Annotated in this window: 16 protein-coding genes; 4 read left to right on the forward strand and 12 right to left on the reverse strand. The window is 46.0% G+C overall.

The features are described from left to right. Positions 1-161: 161 nt before the first annotated feature. The 7 genes from L5L94_RS04060 to L5L94_RS04090 all read right to left on the reverse strand — a co-directional run bounded on the left by L5L94_RS04060 (position 162) and on the right by L5L94_RS04090 (position 11549). Positions 162-2681: a TonB-dependent receptor plug domain-containing protein gene (locus L5L94_RS04060; protein ID WP_131524072.1), complete on the reverse strand. Its 2520-nt coding sequence runs from the start codon at positions 2679-2681 to the stop codon at positions 162-164. A gap of 743 nt (positions 2682-3424) precedes the next feature. Further along, the gene (ruvB, locus tag L5L94_RS04065; protein WP_028759854.1) at positions 3425-4429 is read right to left on the reverse strand and encodes a Holliday junction branch migration DNA helicase RuvB; all 1005 of its coding nucleotides are present in this window, start codon (positions 4427-4429) and stop codon (positions 3425-3427) included. A gap of 47 nt (positions 4430-4476) precedes the next feature. After that, positions 4477-5094, reverse strand: coding sequence for a Holliday junction branch migration protein RuvA (gene ruvA / locus L5L94_RS04070; RefSeq protein ID WP_006081742.1), 618 nt, complete (start codon positions 5092-5094; stop codon positions 4477-4479). Next, positions 5091-5612, reverse strand: coding sequence for a crossover junction endodeoxyribonuclease RuvC (ruvC, locus tag L5L94_RS04075; RefSeq protein WP_006081743.1), 522 nt, complete (start codon positions 5610-5612; stop codon positions 5091-5093). Before ruvC ends, ruvA begins: the two co-directional genes overlap by 4 nt. Before the next feature lie 103 nt (positions 5613-5715). Continuing rightward, entirely contained in the window at positions 5716-6462 is a 747-nt protein-coding gene (locus L5L94_RS04080; RefSeq protein ID WP_263161329.1) for a YebC/PmpR family DNA-binding transcriptional regulator, read from the reverse strand. A 313-nt stretch (positions 6463-6775) separates the two neighbouring features. Beyond that, positions 6776-8554: an aspartate--tRNA ligase gene (aspS, locus tag L5L94_RS04085; RefSeq protein WP_219250844.1), complete on the reverse strand. Its 1779-nt coding sequence runs from the start codon at positions 8552-8554 to the stop codon at positions 6776-6778. 184 nt (positions 8555-8738) lie between these two features. Beyond that, positions 8739-11549: a transporter substrate-binding domain-containing protein gene (locus tag L5L94_RS04090; protein ID WP_263161333.1), complete on the reverse strand. Its 2811-nt coding sequence runs from the start codon at positions 11547-11549 to the stop codon at positions 8739-8741. A 150-nt stretch (positions 11550-11699) separates the two neighbouring features. On the opposite strand from L5L94_RS04090, the gene cmoA reads away from it, so the two are divergent. The 4 genes from cmoA (at position 11700) to L5L94_RS04110 (ending at position 16687) form a co-directional block, all read left to right on the forward strand. Further along, the gene (gene cmoA, locus L5L94_RS04095; protein ID WP_263161336.1) at positions 11700-12431 is read left to right on the forward strand and encodes a carboxy-S-adenosyl-L-methionine synthase CmoA; all 732 of its coding nucleotides are present in this window, start codon (positions 11700-11702) and stop codon (positions 12429-12431) included. Beyond that, entirely contained in the window at positions 12428-13420 is a 993-nt protein-coding gene (gene cmoB, locus L5L94_RS04100; protein ID WP_263161339.1) for a tRNA 5-methoxyuridine(34)/uridine 5-oxyacetic acid(34) synthase CmoB, read from the forward strand. The genes cmoA and cmoB overlap by 4 nt, the downstream gene beginning before the upstream one ends. A gap of 295 nt (positions 13421-13715) precedes the next feature. After that, positions 13716-15575 (forward strand): M3 family metallopeptidase, encoded by a 1860-nt coding sequence (locus L5L94_RS04105; protein WP_263161343.1) that lies wholly within the window; start codon positions 13716-13718, stop codon positions 15573-15575. Between the two features lie 203 nt (positions 15576-15778). After that, positions 15779-16687: a LysR family transcriptional regulator gene (locus L5L94_RS04110; RefSeq protein WP_263161346.1), complete on the forward strand. Its 909-nt coding sequence runs from the start codon at positions 15779-15781 to the stop codon at positions 16685-16687. A gap of 154 nt (positions 16688-16841) precedes the next feature. On the opposite strand, the gene L5L94_RS04115 is transcribed toward L5L94_RS04110, so the two are convergent. The 5 genes from L5L94_RS04115 to thiS all read right to left on the reverse strand — a co-directional run bounded on the left by L5L94_RS04115 (position 16842) and on the right by thiS (position 21484). Next, complete coding sequence (locus L5L94_RS04115) at positions 16842-19031, reverse strand: putative metalloprotease CJM1_0395 family protein (RefSeq protein WP_263161349.1); 2190 nt, start codon at positions 19029-19031, stop codon at positions 16842-16844. Between the two features lie 5 nt (positions 19032-19036). Then, a complete protein-coding gene (locus L5L94_RS04120; protein ID WP_263161351.1) occupies positions 19037-19300 on the reverse strand; it encodes a chemotaxis protein in 264 nt (87 codons plus the stop codon). A gap of 102 nt (positions 19301-19402) precedes the next feature. After that, on the reverse strand, positions 19403-20518 hold the full coding sequence (gene thiH, locus L5L94_RS04125) for a 2-iminoacetate synthase ThiH (protein ID WP_263161354.1): 1116 nt from the start codon (positions 20516-20518) through the stop codon (positions 19403-19405). Then, positions 20515-21279 (reverse strand): thiazole synthase, encoded by a 765-nt coding sequence (locus tag L5L94_RS04130; RefSeq protein WP_263161357.1) that lies wholly within the window; start codon positions 21277-21279, stop codon positions 20515-20517. Before L5L94_RS04130 ends, thiH begins: the two co-directional genes overlap by 4 nt. Position 21280: 1 nt before the next feature. After that, positions 21281-21484: a sulfur carrier protein ThiS gene (gene thiS, locus L5L94_RS04135; protein WP_263138807.1), complete on the reverse strand. Its 204-nt coding sequence runs from the start codon at positions 21482-21484 to the stop codon at positions 21281-21283.

The raw sequence follows: 21484 nt of genomic DNA on the forward strand, positions 1-21484 counted from the left end.
CGCTATTACATTAGTTAAGAAGTGTGATGTTGAAAACTGTGAACAAAATACGATATTAACAACCAATCAACTGATGATTAGCGAATCTAAACTCATCTCGTAAACTCCCAATAAAAAAGCGCCCTAAGGCGCTTTTTAGAAACTAAGAGTCTGAACTTAGCTTAGAATTTAACCGTTACACCACCGTAAATCACGCGGCCGATTGTGTCATATACTTGTGGAACTGTGCCACCATCACTACCGTTAGAAACACGTGATGGTTTTTCATCAGTGAAGTTTTTCACACCTAAACTAACAGTTGTCATATCTGTGATGTGATATGTTCCAGAAATATTGTGGTATAGCACTGAGTCAACATCATAGCCTTTCGCCAAGTCTGTCATCTCACCAATATAACGGTTGAAGTACATAACACTCCAATCATCTTGACCAGCTGAGAGACTGAAGTTATTACGAACCTTAGCGTAAGCACCGAAGTTACCGTCGATAGTATCAGTGTAATCTTTATTATCCTGCTCAAAGTTCAATAAATATGTCGTGTCATTGCTGATTTTCCAATCCAAACCTAAGCCTTCAAAGTTATAGGCTAAGTTAAAATCAATACCGCTAGTATCTTGATAACCTACGTTGGTTAACGCATTCGTTAAATTACGCAAGTCACCTTCTGGGGTAATATTAAACGTTTCACAAGCTGACGTAATGCCATCTTTACAATCATCTAAGCCAGCCTGAGTATCTAAACGGGCGATCGCGTTATCCACTTTGAAGCGCCAGTAGTCTAATGTCAGAGACATACCATCAAGATAGCTTGGCGAATACACTAAACCAGCAGTATAAGACTCTGACTCTTCAGGCTTCAAATCTGGATCAGAAGTACGGTTTACCAAAATTTGTCCTGGCTGTTCATCATCTGACAACCAAGGATTTGTAAGGTAATCAAACGATCCCGAATTACCACCATATAATTCAGCAACACTTGGAGCACGGAAGCCTGTAGCCGCAACACCCCGAACCATTAAGTCATCTGTTGCAGTGTATGTTAAACCAATTTTCCAAGTGGTCGCTTTACCGAATGTTGAGTAATCGTCTAAACGCAGCGCGAATTCACCCGTTAATTTCTCGGTGAAAGGCACACTTACTTCTTGAAAAATCGAAATAACGTTGTAGTTACCATCGGTTGGATCTTGCTGTGCTGCAGTACTTTCACCTGCGACAACAATTGGATCGGGATTATAGAAACCACTCTCACGGCGGTATTCAGCACCAATCGCAAAACCAACGGCACCCGCTTTTAAATCAAACAACTCACCATTCAAGCCCGCAGATAATGTCTGTTGTTCATTACCGCCATTTGCAGCCTCTGTATAACCAACAGCATCTTTCATCGCTTGTGTAAGTGGTGCACCACTCAACCAAGCATCAGGATTAGCATAAATAGCGTTACGCATATCGCTAGCATTGATAGAGTTCTCTACTGCGGTTTCTGCTTTGTTCTTACCAAATGTATAAGTAACATCCCAGTTCATACCTGTATGAACGTCTAAAGTACCCGCTAGACCACCTGATAAACGCCAAGTATCAGTATCCTGAGTATAAATACGAGGACCTACATCATTCATACGTCTAGCATAGAAGACTTGCCCATGATCATCAGGCTTAATACCTGCAGCAATCATATCACTATCAAGTGTTAAACACTTTAATGGATCTGCATCTGGTTGACCACAGACATCAAGATATAGCTGTGCAGGTTGAGCTGCCATTTGCTGATGAGAACGACGGTTGGTATAAATAGCATCTGCAGTTAACACAACATCATTACCCAGCTCTTGAGTCATGTTAGCAAATAAACTGCGACGTTCACTTGGTGTTTGATAGTAGCTATCTTGGGTGAAATCATAAGTCTCTGTTTGTGCTACCCAATTACCATTAGCATCTTGAACCATACCATCTAGTGAACCCGTTGGTATAATTCCACTCGCACCAGGTTTAGTCCAATCACGATCAGATTGGATCACACCACGTCGGTCAGAAAAAGCGGCACCAAAGGTGTAATTACCACCATCGGTGTTAAAACCGTATAGTGCACTGACATCACCACTTTCGCCATCGCCTTTATCTGTACCACTGCCGTTAAAATCGAACTGGAAACCTTCAAAATCTTTCTTCGTGATAATGTTCACTACACCAGCAATGGCATCAGAACCGTAAACCGCTGATGCGCCGTCTTTCAGAATTTCAACACGCGCAATCATAGCGACTGGAATCGAGTTCAGATCCACTGCACTATCAGCGCCTGAACCTGAGTTAACCATGCGGCGACCATTCAATAACACAAGCGTACGTTGTGAACCCATACCACGTAAGTCAACTTGGGCAACACCGTCAGCACCGTTGTTTGTGGTTGAACCCACTGCCGCACCCGCCATCGAAGTCTGTACTTGCAGCATTTGGTCAACAGAAGTGAAACCTTCCGCTTTAATCGCAGCAGCATCGATAACGGTCACAGGAGATGCTGTTTCCATATCTTGGCGTTGAATGCGTGAACCTGTAACTTCAATACGTTCAACTTTTGCTTTTTCTTCAGCAGCAAATGCGCTTGACGTAACAAATGCACCTGTAGTGATAGATGCAACGATAGCTAAATTAATAGCTGACGCAACTTTCGTTCTTTTGATCATGTATGAATGCTCCCTAGATCTTACTATTATTTTTATGCTTACAGCTTGTACAGCTATTGCTGTACTAGTGTTGCACCTGATACTGAGGATTCACTTTAACTCCGTCAATGCTCAAAATTTTAACCAATAAAAACATATTGTTAATAGCTTTGACTTATTTAGTTAATTAATTTGACCATTATTTTTTAATACCCTTATTAATCACACCAGCGCAGAGTTAATCACCACGAAATAGATATTAATCAGACTTTGAGACTGTTAATGTGAAACATAAATGCAACATTTTGCGCATTAAAAAATGTGATGCGGGTCACACTTTTAATCCTTATTAAAGTTATCTAGAAGAACAGTGTATTGATTAACTATTGTTAAATCTGCATATCTAGCAATGTCCACCGATAGCCAAAGCGCTAAAATACCGATAAACATAGATAAATTGCATTAAAACAGAGATACACTATGTATCAATTGTGCTAATTATGCATTTTAACAACACCTAAAATTATGGTTTAACAATTAAGGTACAAATGATTCTGCACGCCTTTGAAATGACTATTTGTTACTGATCTTGCTTATTAATTTTGAATATAAGTATTAGCTTCCAATCCCTCTAAACACTCCCTATTTCTTATTCTTAAATAAATGGCTTACACCTCATACGACCACATTCAAGGGCAAATTTTCTCCATAAAAAAAGCGACCACTTAGGTCGCCTCTTAGAGTCTGTATCATCAAAATGATGATTACTCGGGTTTGATCAACTCAAAATGTTGATATGCCCGTGCGGTTGCAATACGGCCGCGGGGCGTGCGTTGGATAAAGCCTTGCTGGATCAAAAAGGGCTCTAGCACATCTTCAATAGTTTCGCGTTCTTCGCCTATGGCTGCTGCTAAGTTATCGAGTCCAACTGGGCCACCCATAAACTTATCGATAATGGCGAGTAGTAACTTGCGGTCCATGTAATCGAAACCTTCATTATCGACATCCAGCAAGTCTAGTGCATGATCGGCAACAAACTTAGTGACAGCGCCATCATGCTTCACCTGCGCGTAATCCCGCACGCGGCGAAGCAGTCGGTTAGCTATCCGCGGTGTACCACGTGAACGGCGTGCGATTTCAAATGCACCTTCAGCATCAATATCCAGTTCCATCACCTGCGCCGAACGCGTGACTATGGTGCTTAAATCTTTGATATTATAGAATTCAAGCCGTAGCGGGATCCCAAAACGCGCCCGAAGTGGTGAAGTCAAAGCCCCTGCCCGTGTTGTCGCCCCCACTAGAGTGAACGGCGGTAAATCAAGCTTGATAGAACGTGCCGCTGGCCCTTCACCTATCATGATATCCAGCTGGTAATCTTCCATCGCTGGATACAAAATCTCTTCTACCACTGGGCTTAATCGGTGGATTTCATCGATGAATAACACATCACCGGATTCGAGATTGGTCAAAAGTGCGGCGAGATCGCCCGCTTTTTCCAGCACAGGCCCCGAGGTGGATTTAATGTTCACCCCCATCTCGTTCGCCACAATCATGGCTAAGGTGGTTTTACCCAATCCCGGCGGACCGTAAATCAACATATGATCTAAGGCTTCATTACGATTCTTTGCCGCTTGAATAAACACCTTAAGCTGTGCCCGAGTATCATCTTGACCCGTGTATTCATCGAGCATTTTAGGACGCATCGCCCTGTCGATGGATTCATCTTGAGCTTGGATCTGCGGCTGGATGAGTCTGTCTGCCTCAATCATTGTTATTCCTTATCGCAGCTTTCATCTTAATTATCATCATTGTTCAATTAAAGCATCGATTTAAGGGCGGCTTTGATCAGAGTTTCTGAATCCATGCCCTCTTTGTAGGCTGCAGAAACCGATTTGCTCGCCTGCGGTGGTTTATAACCCAGCGAAATTAAAGCTGAAATAGCATCTTCTTCGGCGCTATTGACTGTCGGTGCGGGTGAGTAATTGGATTGCAGCACGAACTCACGCTCTGAGCCTGCTGAGGCTTCCATCAAGCTCTTGAGCTTATCGCGCATTTCTACCAGTAACCGCTCGGCGGTCTTCTTACCAACACCAGGTAATTTCACTAAGGTCACTATGTCATCGCGCTCAACGCAGCCCACAAATTCTCCGGCTGTCATGCCTGATAAAATGGTCAGTGCGAGCTTGGGGCCGACACCATTGGTCTTGATCAGTAAGCGAAATAACGCCCTTTCCTGCTTAGTGATAAAACCATAGAGAAGCTGTGCATCTTCACGCACCACAAAGTGGGTGTAGACCATAGTTTCATGATTAACTTCAGGCAGCTCATAAAAGCTAGTAAGCGGCATCTGCAACTCGTAACCAACACCATTAACATCGATCAAAATTTCTGGTGCTTGTTTCTCAACGAGCACGCCCCGTAAACGACCTATCATCTGTACCGTCCGTATGTTCTTGCCGTTGCCCGGCCACTCAATGCAATTAAACTCTGGCTGGTGTGATAATGACACACAGCAACACCGAGTGCATCTGCGGCGTCAGCTTGTGGGGCTGCAGGTAATTTAAGTAGTTGTTGGATCATGTGTTGTACTTGGGCTTTCTGCGCTCGCCCCGTACCCACGACAGCGCTTTTAATTTGAGTCGCACTGTATTCAGCCACAGGTAAATTGGCAACTGTGGCAGCAACAATGGCCGCCCCGCGTGCTTGGCCTAACTTGAGCGCAGAATCGGCATTTTTTGCCATAAATACGCGCTCAATCGCAAATTCGTCCGGTTGATACTGACGAATAATCTCAGTGATCCCATCAAAAATTTGCTTTAGCCTACCAGGAAGCTCTTCAGACGAAGTGCGAATACAACCACTGCCGAGGTAAATCTGATGCCGTCCCTGACATTGGATCACGCCGTAGCCTGTGATCCGTGAACCAGGGTCAACACCTAAAATAATTGCCATTCAATACCTTATTTGGGATCTACATTTGCGTCCCTGTTCCTACGTTAGCGTTTGCGAGCTGAAATGGGCTTCAATTGACGCCCCAATTCAGCTCACAGTCAATCTAGCCTAGGCTTGCCATCACATCATCGGAGATTTCCGCATTATGATACACCTCTTGCACATCATCGTGATCTTCAAGGGTGTCGATAAGGCGCATAAATTTTTCGGCGGTGTCTAGATCAAGCTCAGCTTTCGTCGAGGCTATCATCGCGATTTCGGCATTATCCGCCACAAAATGGGCGTTATCGAGCGCCTCTTTCACCGTATAGAAATCAACGGGATCAGTAAACACATCCACCGCGCCATCATCATAGCTGACAATATCTTCCGCGCCCGCTTCAAGCGCCGCTTCCATCAATGCATCTTCATCAGTTCCCGGCGCATAGGATAACACCCCACGCTTAGTGAACAGATAAGAAACCGACCCATCCGTGCCTAAGTTACCGCCCGATTTACTAAACGCATTACGTACACCACTCACAGTACGATTACGATTGTCCGTCATGGTTTCAACCATCACAGCGGTGCCGCCTGGGCCATAACCTTCATAGAGAATGGTTTCGAGTTGCTGGCCTTCTAATTCACCGGCGCCGCGTTTAATCGCACGCTCAACCGTGTCTCGGGTCATATTGCCACCGAGGGCTTTATCAATGGCGACACGTAATCGTGGATTAGAGTCGGGATCTGAGCCACCTTCACGGGCAGCAACGGTTAACTCGCGAATGAATTTAGTAAAGAGTTTACCGCGTTTAGCATCTTGAGCCGCTTTACGGTGCTTAATGTTGGCCCATTTACTGTGACCTGCCATGGGAAGTCTCCTCTACTTAGGTATCATCTAGGTGCCATCGCAAAGCTTATCAAGAGCCGAAGGTGGAATAAGACTAAATAACGGCTATTTACTTAAAGGATTGAACTAACAGATATTGATAAGCGGTGGAATGACGGTTCACTAAAACAAACCGAGGCTCATGCCTCGGTTTTCGGTACGACTAAAAATAACTGATAAGGGTTAACCCAAATCGACTTACACAAAAACGAGTTACACTAAAACGATTTACATAATGTCGATTTGAATAAGGTCGATTTACAAAAGTCGCCTTACAAAGCCCTCTTACAAAAGATCAGTCTTCAGCTTTAACAGCTTTCTCAACCACGGCAATACCAAGTTCAGCTAATTGCTGCGGATTGGCAAAACCAGGCGCGTTAGTCAGCGGACAAGCGGCAGTGGTGGTTTTCGGGAACGCCATCACATCACGGATTGAGCTTGCGCCCGTCATCAGCATGATGATGCGGTCTAAACCAAACGCTAAACCAGCATGTGGCGGTGTACCGTAACGTAACGCTTCTAACAGGAAGCCGAATTTCTCTTTAGCTTCATCGTCAGTAATACCCAGAATACGGAATACCGCAGACTGCATTTCTTGGTTGTGGATACGTACTGAACCACCGCCTAATTCGCAGCCGTTTAATACCATATCGTAAGCATCAGAAACGCGATTTGCTGGGTTAGCTTCAAGTTCAGCTGCTGTTACGCCGCGCGGTGCGGTGAACGGATGGTGAACCGCGTGGAAGTTGCCGTTGATTTTCTCAAACATTGGGAAGTCAACTACCCACAGTGGACGCCATTCACCTTGCAATAAGCTGAAATCTTCGCCCGCTTTAAGACGCAGTGCGCCCATAGATTCGGCAACCACAGTCGCCTGATCTGCACCAAACAGGATAATGTCACCAGTTTGCACGCCAGTGCGGCTCACGATTTCATTGACTATGCTTTCGTTTAAGAATTTCAGCACAGGTGATTGAATGCCTTCTAAGCCAAGGCTTAGGTCATTAATCTTCATCCACGCTAAGCCTTTAGCGCCATAGATGCCAACAAACTTAGTGTAATCATCGATTTGCTTACGAGACAGTGCAGCGCCGCCCGGAATACGCAGTGCAGCAACACGACCTTCTTCATCGTTCGCAGGACCAGAGAATACCGCAAATTCCACTTCTTTGAGTAAATCGGCAATGTCCACCAGCTCTAATGGGTTACGTAAATCTGGCTTATCTGAACCAAAACGACGCATCGCTTCGTTGTAGGTCATGCGCGGGAACTCGCCGAGATCGACGTTCAGCATTTCAAGGAACAGACCACGCATCATCTCTTCGGTTTTCGCCATCACTTGCTCAGAGCTCATGAAAGACGTTTCGATATCGATTTGGGTGAATTCTGGCTGACGGTCGGCACGTAAGTCTTCATCACGAAAGCATTTTACGATTTGATAGTAACGATCAAAGCCTGACATCATCAGCAACTGTTTAAACAGCTGTGGTGATTGTGGCAAGGCAAAGAACTGACCTTTATAAGTACGGCTTGGTACTAAATAATCGCGGGCACCTTCTGGGGTTGCCTTGGTCAGGATCGGTGTTTCTATGTCTAAGAAACCGTTTGAGTCGAGGAAACGACGCACAGAACTGGTGACTTTAGCGCGGAAAATTAATCGCTGCGCCATTTCTGGACGACGTAAATCTAAGTAACGATACTTAAGACGTTGCTCTTCGCTGTTGTTCTGGTAGTTATCCATGCTCAATGGCAGTGGATCGGCAGCATTGATAATCGTCAAGGCTTGACCTAAGACTTCAATCTCACCCGTCTTCATTTGACCATTGACTTGGCTATCAGGACGGGCACGAACTAAGCCTTTGACCTGAACGCAAAATTCGGCGCGCAGCGTGCTAGCGACATTGAACACCTCAGGTAAGTCTGGATCATAGACCACTTGGATGAGACCTTCTCTGTCTCTTAAATCTAAAAAGACAACGCCACCCAAATCACGGCTACGATTAACCCAACCTACCAAGGTAACTTCTTGTCCAACGTGAGACTTATTGACGTCTCCACAATAATGACTGCGCATCTAACTCTATCCTTTATCCGGAAACCGGTGCTTTGGAAATAATCAAAACGAGATAAAAGCGGCATTATAGTAAAATAATGCCGATTACCAAAGTACTTCACACTTAGGCGGTGAAGTATCAAACAGTTTTACGCCCTTGACTAGAGGCGAACGCACTATCTGAGCATGAGCGTTCAAAAAAACATCAAGCTGAGCGATAACAACGCCCGCCGCTACTTTTTGCTTGGTACATCAGCTGATCGGCTTTTTTCAACAAACCTATCGCGGTGTCACCATCGCGGGGGTAAATCACCACGCCGATACTAACGGCTATGCTGACACTGACGCCTTGAATAAGCAAAGGGCTCGACAGTGCCTGTAGAATATTATCAGCAACTTGGGTAACGGCATCGAGATCTTGCACACGATTTAGCAGGATAACAAACTCATCGCCGCCAAATCGCGCAACGGTATCTGATCCACGGATAACCTTGGTTAACTTTTGGGCGACCAGTACCAGTAATTCATCGCCAATGGGATGACCGTGTTGGTCATTGATTTGTTTAAACCCATCGAGATCGATGAATAACAAAGCGAAATGTGCCTGTTCTCTGCGATGAGATAGCAAAGCTTGGGTTAGTCTGTCATCAAGTAAGGCACGATTGGGCAACTGAGTTAAAGCATCATGATTAGCCACATGCAGCAAACGTTTTTCAGCCACCAATCGCTGGGTGATCTCACGATTTAAACGACGATTCACTAACAGCACAGCCACCATCACTAAACACAAGATTATCACGCCAAACACGATATAACGCAGCCATTGCAGATATTTAGCACTCTCTGTCGCCACAGAAAATGACACCCAGCGCGTATATATTTTTTGCTGATGTTGAGCATCAACCAAAGCCAAAGCTTTGTTAATCAACGGCACCAGCGGCGCAAATTGAGGATAAACACCAATATGACTGTGTTGATCGGCGAGATCACTGAGCAGCGACATTTTCAGTGTCGGATAGTGGCTGGTTTTAAGCTCAGAAGCTAAAGTCACCACTTTATCGATAAACACATCCGCATTGCCATTCGTCACGGCCGCTAATCCGGCCTGCGTATTTGGCACCATGACTAACTTGAGCGAAGGCTCCAGACTCATCAATTGCGCCACCAAATGATATCCCTCAACCACAGCCACCCTTTGACCTGCGAGCTGAGCAATATTAAAAACCGAGACTTGTTCCAGTTGCGACACTAAGGCCCACGGCGATGGCCAATAGGCTTCACTAAACGCTAAACGCTGCTGGCGCTCCGCCGTTTGCGCGACACTGCCGGCTAAACTCACCTCGCCCTTTTGCAACGCCTCGATTAACGAATGCCAATCATCAAAGGCAACGGGCGTGAGCTTAAGTTTGAGTTGTTCCTTGAGCAATTTGACGATATCGCTATTGATCCCCGCAAACTCACCCTGTTCATCCATAAACTCCATCGGTGGCCATTGTTTTAGATAACCGACTTTGAGCTCGCCTACGCTTTCCACATAGGCCTGCTCAGCGGGGCTTAAGCTGACATGACGCTCAGCTTGGGTAAAAACATGATCTTTAGGATTGAGCATCCATTTATGTTCAATCTCGGCAAATTCTTGATTGCTAATACTGTTAAACCCATTGGCTATCCTCTGTGTAAGGCCAGCATCATCGCTACGGGTCAGCACATAAATGTTGGTGCTAAATTCGAGATCAGGATACTGGCTAAAGTCAGACCAGCCTTTATTGAGCAATAAATAATGGGATGTCCATGCACCCGCGGCGATAAAACCGACAACTTCTCCAGACCTCGCCCCCGCCACCATGGCATCCATACTGTCGTAATAACGCAGTGACACTTGGGGTAATGCTTTACGCAAATCCACCAAATAAGGCGCTGTCGGCACCACACCAATACGCTTACCTTTTAAGCAGTCTAAATCGGTTAACTGTTGCTGATAGAGAAAGAGTCGACTCTTCACTGTATATAAATGCCAAGCCTGAGTAAGGCCCGTTTTAACATCATCACTTTCAGGATAACCTATATGGGCATCGGCGAGACCACGACGAACATCGTCCACGCTGGAGTTCATATCACCAGAAATAAAATCAACGGCAATACCCGTTTTCTCAGACCACAGTTGCCACATGTCCACATACAAACCATGGGGTAAACCATCGACCCCTAAGTCCACAAAAGGCTCGGCGCCCAGTTGCATCGAAATAACAATCCCAGCTTGTTGACGTTGATAGCCAAGCCAACGTCGCTCCGTTTGCTGAATAAAGTGCACATCGAGCGCAGTGAAACCTTTATTGATCTTATCGACTAATGCAAGATTGCCCTTTTGAACTGCGGGTACAAACTGCATCGCCTTAATTTGAAGGCGGGCAGTATTGGGAAAGTTTGCGGCAATCTCTTGGGATGAGTCGGGATCTTTCAAATAGCCTTCTAACCCCGCAAAGACTACGATCTCGCCCGCGGCGACCCCTGCCAATAATTTCTCACGACTTTCGTAGCGTTTAAACACAAGCTGCGGTTCGATACGGTGTAATTCCGCTTCATGGGATGAAGCCGCTACCACACCAATTTGAAAGGGGATCAGTTCTTTGATGGATTTTTTGCCCTGCAGGGATTTATGCAAATACAAAAAAGTGCCCACATCCGCAATGGGCACTGCAAAATCAAATTCTTGCTCTCGCTCTGGGGTTTTCCCCATGCCGATATGCACTTGCGCCTTACCTTGCCGCAGTTGATCAAGGGACTCGTGCCAGTGACGCGCCACAAAAACCACTTGGGTATGGCTGTGTTTAGCCCACTCTTTCCATAAATCAACCAGTAATCCAGTCGGCTCGCCATCGTTGTCGACATATTGATAGGGAAAGCTATCCTCACCCATAACGATGATTAATGGCTCAGAGGACAACGGACTTGCCTGCCCCGTTATACTCAAAAAACAGCTGCACAAGATCACAATTAAGTGGATCACAAACTTCAAGTTGAGCCCTTAGTACTTGATGTACATGTAACGATTTTGTTATCTATTAAGTATTAGACAAAAATTTATCGCAAATTACTAGCATGAGACTTGCTGCTAATCGCTCTGATTCGTTAAAATGCACAGTTGAATTCCCATGAAAAATCTCAGATGAACGTTTCTCAAGACACTATCTACGCTCAAGCGAGCGAGCATATTAGCGATTTCCAGTTTGATAACCGTGTAGCAGGCGTATTCAGTGACATGATCCGCCGCTCAGTGCCTGGATATGCGCAAATTATCAATACCATAGGCGATTTTGCAGATCGTTTCGTCATGCCAAATACTCAAATTTACGATTTGGGTTGCTCACTCGGTGCCGCGACCTTAAGTATTCGTCGCCAAATCCAAGGCCGCCAATGTCGCATTATTGCTGTAGATAACAGTGAATCTATGGTCGCACGCTGCCAAGAGAACCTGAATGCCTATGTCAGCGATACGGATGTCGATCTGGTTTGCGGTGATATTCGCGATATCGATATTCAAAATGCGTCATTGGTGGTACTCAACTTTACCTTGCAATTTTTACCGCCAGAAGACAGAGAAACCCTGATAGCGAAGATTTATCAAGGTCTGAATCCCGGCGGGATGTTAGTACTATCAGAAAAAATTCGCTTCGAAGATGCCCCGATCCAAACCCTATTGGAAGAGCAACATTTAGACTTTAAACGCGCTAATGGTTACAGTGAACTTGAGATCAGCCAAAAACGCAGTGCGCTGGAAAATGTCATGAAGCCCGACACCTTAACCACGCATCAACAACGACTCACCAGCCAAGGCTTTAGTCACTTTAGTCTCTGGTTCCAATGCTTTAACTTTGCTTCTATGGTGGCCATCAAGTGATCAGCTTTAGCTCGTTTTACCAACAAATCGCCGATTCGAATCTACAGCACTGGCTCGAAACCCTGCCGAGCATTTTAGGCAAGTGGCAACGAGATCATAAACACGGCAACCTGCCAAAGTGGGAAAAAGTGCTCAACAAGCTGCACTATCCAGCACCCGACCAAGTGGATTTTGTTGATAGCGTGACCGTCGGTAGCGGCGAGCAACTTAGCCCAGGCGAAAAAGAGAAGCTTGAAAACCTGCTGCGTTTGTTTATGCCATGGCGTAAAGGCCCCTTCCACATTCATGGCATCCACATCGATACCGAATGGCGCAGTGACTGGAAATGGGACCGCGTTAAGCAACATATTTCGCCGCTGAAAAACCGCACTGTGCTCGATGTCGGTTGCGGCAGTGGTTATCACATGTGGCGCATGTTGGGCTCAGGTGCCAAACGTGTCGTCGGTATCGACCCTTCACCGTTGTTTTTATGTCAGTTTGAAGCCGTCAAACGTTTAGCGGGCACACATCACCCTGTACACCTGTTACCATTGGGTATTGAAGAGCTGCCACCGCTCGATGCATTTGACACGGTTTTCTCCATGGGTGTTTTGTATCACAGACGTTCGCCTATCGATCACTTGTTACAGCTGCGTGATCAATTGCGCACCGGTGGTGAGCTCGTGCTAGAAACCTTGGTGATAGATGGCGACGAAAATGCCGTACTCGTGCCTCAAGATAGATATGGCAAAATGAATAATGTATGGTTCATTCCGTCCGTTGCCGCGCTCATGCTATGGTTAAAAAAGTGTGATTTCACTGATATCCGTTGTGTCGATACCGATGTCACAGCCCTTGCCGAGCAACGCCGTACCGACTGGATGCCCAACGAATCACTGGTTGAATACCTAGATCCTAACGACATCACCAAAACGGTTGAAGGTTATCCTGCGCCCAAACGCGCCACGATTATCGCGGTGAAAAATCAGCCTAATCAGGATTTAAACTAACCTTTTCAGTCTGAAGTAAGCGAATATCAGTCATTGCGTCCTCAAGGTTTGAGTTGGTAATGGCTGATATCAAAAGCCGAAAGATCACCATTCATCTAGTTAATCTGGAATATGTAAGTGTTCAGCAGCTTAGTGTAACTCCTTCCTTGAATAGCAATACATTTGCGACTCCCCCCCTTATCGTTGACATCCAGAACAGAACAGGGTTTCATGCATAACAATGACTTGAAGCTAACTCAATTGGATACTAAGTCAAAGTTAACTCATTCCATCACAGATGCAGAACACATAACCCATGTTAAAACCCACTTTACTGGTTAGCCTGTTTGGCTTGAGCCTTTATGTTACGAATGCCGCCTATGCGGCGCCAAGCCCTGTTCCCCTTTTAGTTGAACAATGCCTGCGTTTGCCAAGTATTGATCTTGCGACTGTGTTCGCCAATGCGCGTTTAACTGCGTCTGAATTAGCCTTGGCCCAGCGCGCGCTTATTTTTGAGCAACAGATGTTAGGGCTTAATAATATCAACGACAGACTCAACTATTACCGTGGGTTTAACTTACCAAGTGAGGAACGCGAGGGTCTACTGCAATGCCAGCTACACCTCGCCGACACCCTGTCGCAACTTCTCAGCCAAACTGAATTGAGCCAACTAGCCTACGCCTTAGCCCAAGGCAATGCAGAACAAATACTACTGAGCCAACAGCTTAAACAATTGCTACAACAACATTGGAGCGCCGAGGAGAAAGCGAAATTACATACTGCACAAGCCAGCATAGGCCAAGGGTTAGGCAGTCAACAATTTAGTCTTGCCTTCAATGGCAGCCAATGCCAACCTGAAGTGACTCAGCAGCAACATCTGCATAAAAAAGAGGATAAAAGTGACGAGCCGAAGCCCGACAGTTCAAAGCAGAGCGACTTTTCTGGCACTATCGCCAGTTACTTACTGACGCAGGAAAACGCCGTATGTCGCCAAAATGTATGGCAGGCCTACCAAGCCAGAGCCAGTGAAACCAATCAAACGGCGTTAGAGCGAATTGCTGAGCAGCGCCAACAAGCCGCCACTGCTGCAGGCTTTACCGATTACAGCGCATTAGTGCTTAGTTCGCAGCAGTTATCGTCCCCTGAATTAGTCAAAGCTTTTCTTGATAGCCAAACCCAAGATCTGCAAGTGGCTCCCTGGGATATTGGGCGAACCCTGTCACAACAAGCATCAGCCAAGGTGCCGACATGGCAAACCTCTGACGTCTTGAGTCGCAGCTTTACTTATCTGCAAGTGTTTGGTTTGCAGTTTGAGACCATAGAAACCGCTAAGGTCGATAAAATACCTGCCGATCCCAATCGGCCACATATCGTCAGGGTCTACCACCAGCAAAGATTGTTAGGTGAAATCTATGTGGCGTATAACCCAAATCCACAGCAAGGTAGTCAACAGCAGACATTGCGTCAAAGTGTACTCGGCCAGCAATTTGGACAACAAGCTTTAGATCTCAAGCCACAGCTGAGTAACTACAAAGACATTGAGCAATTAACCGAGTCTATCGCAGAGGCTGTCACTTCTCTTGCTAAAGCGAGCCATTTCTACCTCAACAATGCCATGGGACAGAGTCAAGATAGCTATTTTGTGGCGAGTCTTTGGTTAGCAGAAGTACTGCGCCATCAACTCTTTCCGCAGTTTGAGCACACCTATTTACAGGAGCGTGAAACACTGGCTAAAGCTTATTCGAAGCAGCTTAAAGTCTTTCGCGCTAAGGTTGCAGTCAACTTTTACCAAAACTCAAGTGCACAAGTCTACCCCGATCTCGGTGCGGAGTTTAATGCTAGCTTTGGTCAAGACTGGCCACAAACACAGGATTATCCTTATAGCTTCAATGCTATCGCCAACGAAGGACCGCTCTACTACCAATCACTCTGGCAAGCATCGCTAGCCCAGCTGATAGCTCAATCCACATTCAACTGCCAAGACAAACTAAAATTATTCAATGTATTAGTCATCAATGAAGACGCTTTAAGCTTCAGTGACCAATTAAAAGCGGTCATTGGCGCCCCCGTTGATAGTTCTGCGCTGATCCAAAGGATCTCAAATAGCGCCGCTTCAGAACATGCTGACAGCTCCAACACCCAAGCTTTCGACGCAATAGGTTCTTGTGCGTTTTAAGTGTGAATGCTTAGGATGTGTTTGTGACTCGCTCGGGCGCAAACACTGAAAATCGTCATGATTAGCCTCTCTATCCCCTCAATAACTTAGCGCGACATAGTTAGCTGTATGTCGTGAAAACGACTGACTCTATGATATTTAATTGAAAAAGTCGTAAGAAGTGGCCACTATAAGCCCCAATCTATCGTTTTTTTGAGATTATAATGACTCGAGCTAAATCTACCTTAGAACAATGGCGTATTTTGCAAGCGGTGGTCGATTTTGGCGGCTACGCCCAAGCGGCCGAAAAACTCAACAAGAGTCAATCATCGCTCAACCATGCGGTTGCCAAATTACAGCATCAGTTAGGTATCGAGCTACTCGAAGTCAAAGGCCGTAAAGCCTATCTCACCCCGCAGGGCGAAGTGCTGCTGCGCCGTTCACGGCATGTCACCCAAGCCGTCAACGAGTTAGAACAACTTGCGAGTAATCTCGAACAAGGGTGGGAGCCGACACTCACGATTGCCCGTGAAATTATATATCCGATGGAAAGCTTAGTGTGTGCCCTCAATGCGTTTCTACCCCACAGTCGTGGCACTCGAATCATCATGCTGGACTCTGTGATCACCGGCACTCAAGAGCTCATTCTGCAGAGTAAAGTCGATATTGCTATCTGTGCAGGGGTGCCGCCTAAAGGGTATATATCCGAACCCTTATGTGAACAAGAACTCTACCTCGTCTGTCATCCAAATCACCCACTCGCTGACTTAGGCACAATTGAAGACGATAAACTACTGGCACAATATTTACAGTTAGTGATTAAAGATACTGGAGTGCAATCCAACATTGATATCGGCTGGCTCAAAGCTGAGCAGCGCTGGACAGTCTCTAACTTCCATGAAGCTAAAGTCATTTTAAATCAAGGCATTGGTTTCTGTTGGATCCCCTCTTTCTTAATCCAAGAAGAATTGGCTTCGGGTAATCTAGTACGTTTACATCTTGAGGGCAGCCAAAAACGTCGTATCATGTTGAGCTTAGTGATCCCTAAAAGAGATCAACAAGGGCCTGCATCAAAACTGCTTGCTTCCTTGATTTTAAAACAGCATGGAATTGAAACGACGAATAGTCATTAACAGCAAGATACCAAACGAGTTATCAATTCGAGTGAGCAAAACGATAAGTACTAACTGCTGATTAAATGGTTAGTTCTTAGTGGTACTGAGAGGTTGTTTCGAAAAAGATGATGAACAGCGAATCATGGAAATAGTTAAAGCTTAAAACCTAATCTTACACACTAAAGTCGACATAGCGTGCTTGTTGATAACCCAAGTATTGCGGCTGAATAAATCCCGTCTCCTGTAAGAGATCATCCTCCACATATAACTCGCTCTGCAAAGACACATTTGTATTCGCGCTAGCACTGATATTTGAAGACTGCTCATTTACATCGTTTGCGGACAAAACATCCGTAGATTGCAAATTGCTAGGCAGCTCATTTGAAGATGCAAGATACGAAGGCTGAATATTCGCTTGCGACGTCATATCGACACGAGCAGAAGGTCCTGTACTGGCTTGTGCAACCGCAGCATAATAACGGCTTGCAGCACTATCAGATCTTGAGATAAAACCCGTCGCTAAATCCGCTGAAGTTGAAGCATATCCAAATGCTAAAGTTGCGGTCGGTGGCTCAATCGTTTCCACTGTGGTCGATGTAGTGACTGAGTCACTGATATCAGAAGAGGTTTTCGAACCCGTATCAATGACTCTCGTGTTGACCGTTTGCGCCTCGATCGCTTGTTTTAGCTTATCAAGCGCAGTAGAGGCGGGGGTGAATACAGCCTCTTGGGGCTGAGCAATATTACCGGACTCATCAACGTCTCCCGTCACTACAGGTGTATGTTTTTCTAACGGTGGCAACTCTTTGATTTGTGCATCTGCGTCTATTAATGTTTGAGCCGTTTGCAAGTCAACAATTTGTTTTTGTCGCTCCTCTGCCAGCATCACCTTAGCTTCATTCATTTTTTGCAAGGCTTCCGCGGCAACACGGATATCCGCTGATGACGGGTCAACAGGAGCCATTGCTGCGGCATAAACTTGCTTCATTTTGTTTATCGTTGCAAGCGGGTCGCCTCCCACTGGAGAGACATCAATCTGCACTTCGCCATCGGTGGCGTAACGTTGGCCATCAGCACCCTTTTCATACTTAAAACTCGGGCTCTGAGCGTATTGTCCTCCGACGGTTGCGTGGGCATGCTCATGGGCTTTAACCTCTGAATCTCGAGTTTTAAGTTCATCGACTTGCTGTTGCTGTTGCGCCTGCACTTTTTCTTGGGCTTGTATCTCTTGTTCTTGAGCCTGTTGAACCAGTGATTGTTGCTTTGCCTCTTCCGCTGCTGCTATTTGCTGTTTCCGCGATTCTTCTTCCTGTACTTGCTTTTCAAGCTGATTATCATTTGGGGCAAAGACAGCAGCTAAGACTTGTTGACTATCATCTGGGTTAGACGCTGTCGCAGGAGCATCTACAGGACTAGCTTGAGCCTGAGCTTCACCGAAAACTTGAGTAAATAGTTCTAACACAGTCGGTCGAGCAACATCATTGCTAGCGGATTGATCTGTGGCTTGCGTAGAGTTTGACTGACCAACAGGCCCTGCACTCGTTGCTACACTCTTATTTACAGAACTGTTAATTGCAGAATCGGACGTAGTGGGATCAACTAACGCAGCTCCAGTAAAGACAGTTTGTGGCCCAAACACTGCCGCTAAATCAGGCATTATTGGAGAAACATCACCCGTGCTAGATGGATTGAAAGCAGGAATATAAGTACCCCTAGTGCCAATTGATGGACTCAGAGGCGTAAAAATATCAACGGGAATATTGCTCGTTACACTGAGATTTGGACTTATTGTAGCCAAGGAATTTACCCCAAGTCCGCTATTACTCGTACCCGCGACGGGCGAAAATACCTGAGTAGAAATAGGTGTCGCAATCTGTCCCCCGCGTACACCAGAAATGGATCTTGGTCCTGTTAACAAACTAAAACTCGCATCGGCATGTAAGCTAGCTCGATCATTTAACGTATTTACCTGAGGATTGCTCCTTGGCGTTGGTACGGAAAAAGGATCGATCTTGGGTGCTTGGCTTGCACCATTCAGTACAGGAAGTACAGATGCAGTAGTTGATGAAACAGCACTAGAAGCAGCAAAAGACACATTCGGTGATGAGTGGAGAGATTGAGAAACGTTAGCAGCTAATGAAGTAATAGGCGTGGCTTGAACTGGAGCAAATGAAGTTCCAGTAACCTGTAGTTCATGGACACCACTCGCTTCAATTTTTGCGGAGCCCGCAGTGTGAGCGCTGGCTCCTTGATAAGTGCTATTAGCGTGACTCTGGCTTAGATTCGAGCTTAGCATCTTATCATGTGCCGAAAATGAAGAGGATGGCGCTCCAACCTTAGGTGATAGCGCCACAACCGACATGATATTTACACCTTAATATTAATGATCGAACCTATCGTTTCAGAATCAGTTTCAATCACTTCTGTTGACGCTTCCCCTTGTCTTAATGACTCATTAGCGTTAAGTAATGCCGAGGTTTTATCAGGCTGCGCAACATCTCTTGTAGATTCAGCCGGAGATGCACTTTGCGTCGGTGTCGGTTTAGCCACATCTATTGTTGCTTGAGTGAGCCCAGATTGAGCACTTTGCAAGCCTTGCAGACCGGATGAATAAGCAGATTGGATTTGCATAACGGTATTCCTGCACGCTGTGATTAATGGGTCAATTATTGACCAATCACCTGCAAAAGTACAGGTTTTATCCGCATTCTCACCATTTATTTACGGTCTTATTTATCCTGTGATCCAATTGGCTTCCCAATCCTTAAATACGGGATTAAAACCCTGCCGTTGCATCTGTTCAATAACTTGCTCGACGCTGCGATCATCGCTTATCTCAAATTGATCGAGTTGACTGTCGGGTGCTTGATAGCCGCCCGGTTGTGTCGAACTACCCGCACTGATGTGAGTAATTCCAAGTGGTAAAAGATTATCCCTCAGCTCAGGGCTTTCCCTTGTCGACATGCTGATATCAAGCTGATGATTAAAAAGTCTAAATGCACAAATCATTTGTACTAAACCTAAATCCGATAGAATAACTTTTGGAGTGATCCCGCCAGTACAAGGTCTTAACCTTGGCAGCGAAATACTAAAGCGAGTGCGCCAATAGCGACGCTCTAAATAGTCAATATGATATCCCATCATTAACGCATCTAAACGCCAATCATCCAGCCCCAGTAACACCCCAAGACCAATTTTATCGACCCCCGCCGCCGCAACTCTATCCGGTGTTGCTAAGCGATAGGCAAAATCCATTTTTTTACCTCGCGAATGGTGACGAGCATAAGTCTCTGGCTGATAGGTCTCTTGATAAATCATCACAGCATCTAAACCTAGCGTGACTAACTGGCGATAATGGTCCTCACTAATGGGTTGGACCTCCATCGCCACATAGCTAAATTGCTGCTTTACCAATGGCAAAATCTGCTTGAAGTAATCGATACCAACCTTAGTTTCATGCTCACCCGACACCAGTAAAATCGAATCGAACCCCCTATCTTTGATAATGGCTATTTCGGCCATCAACTCCTGTTCATTCAAGGTTTTGCGTTTGAGTTTGTTACTCATGCTAAAGCCACAGTAATCACATTCATTAGCGCACAGATTCGAGACGTATAGCGGTAAATACATGCCCAGATTCGCGCCAAATCGCTGCCGCGTAAGCGCCGCTGAACGTTGTGCCATGGTTTCGATATAAGGCTCTGCCGCAGGTGATATCAAGGCCAGTAAGCTTCGTAAATCCCCTGCTGGACTCACTAACGCCCGCTCGACATCTTGGGCTGTGCAAGAATACAGATCGAGTAACAGTTTATCCCGTGGGATGTTGGCAAATTCCTCTACAAAACTCATTGGTTTAAAAATCCCGTCAGAGGACTGGTCTGTACCGCGCCAGTTTGTACTCGGCCAAGCCCAGCTTCAAAGGCTCGCCGACCGCATTGCACCGCCTCCTTAAAGCACTCGGCCATCACTATCGGCGACGCGCTGCTGGCGATAGCGGTGTTGACGAGCACCGCATCGGCGCCCAGCTCCATTGCCCGCGCAGCCTGTGAAGGCGCGCCAATACCGGCATCGATCACCACTGGCACCCGCGCCTGCTCTATGATGATTTTTAAAAAGCTTTCAGTGACTAAACCCTGATTACTGCCAATCGGACTCGCCAGTGGCATAACCGCAGCGCAGCCCACCTCTTCCAAGCGGCGACAGAGCACAGGATCGGCATGCACATAGGGCATCACGATAAAACCTTTATCACAGAGAATCTTGGCCGCTGCTAAGGTTTCAATTGCATCGGGCATCAGGTACTTAGGATCGGGGTGGATTTCGAGCTTAATCCAATGAGTTCCCAGCATTTCACGGGCAAGCTCTGCCGCAAACACCGCTTCCTTGGCGTTTCTCGCCCCCGAAGTGTTAGGCAATAGCCGGACACCCGCTTGACGTAACGGCGTGAGTAAATCATCAAACCCCATTTTAAAATCAATTCTTTTCATCGCGACTGTCACTAACTGCGATTTTGAAGCCGTTATCGCCTCAAGCATCACTTGGCTATTGCTGAATTTTCCCGTTCCGGTAAATAACCGTGATTCAAACTCCACATCGGCAATCGTTAACATATTAGCCTCCCGCCACTGCTGAAAAAAGTTCTAATTTATCTTCATGTTGGCAGAGAATAGATTGCCAGCGGTTGCGCGGAACCACCTCTGCATTCAACACGATAGCAACTGAGTCGAGGGCAATATCTTGCGCGAGGATCACAGCCGCGAGCGAAGTCGGTTCAGTCAACGACTGTGGGATATTATTTATGTGAATTAAAATCAT

It is taken from the genome of Shewanella sp. SM21, from assembly GCF_025654335.1.
GTDB classification, from domain to species: domain Bacteria; phylum Pseudomonadota; class Gammaproteobacteria; order Enterobacterales; family Shewanellaceae; genus Shewanella; species Shewanella oncorhynchi.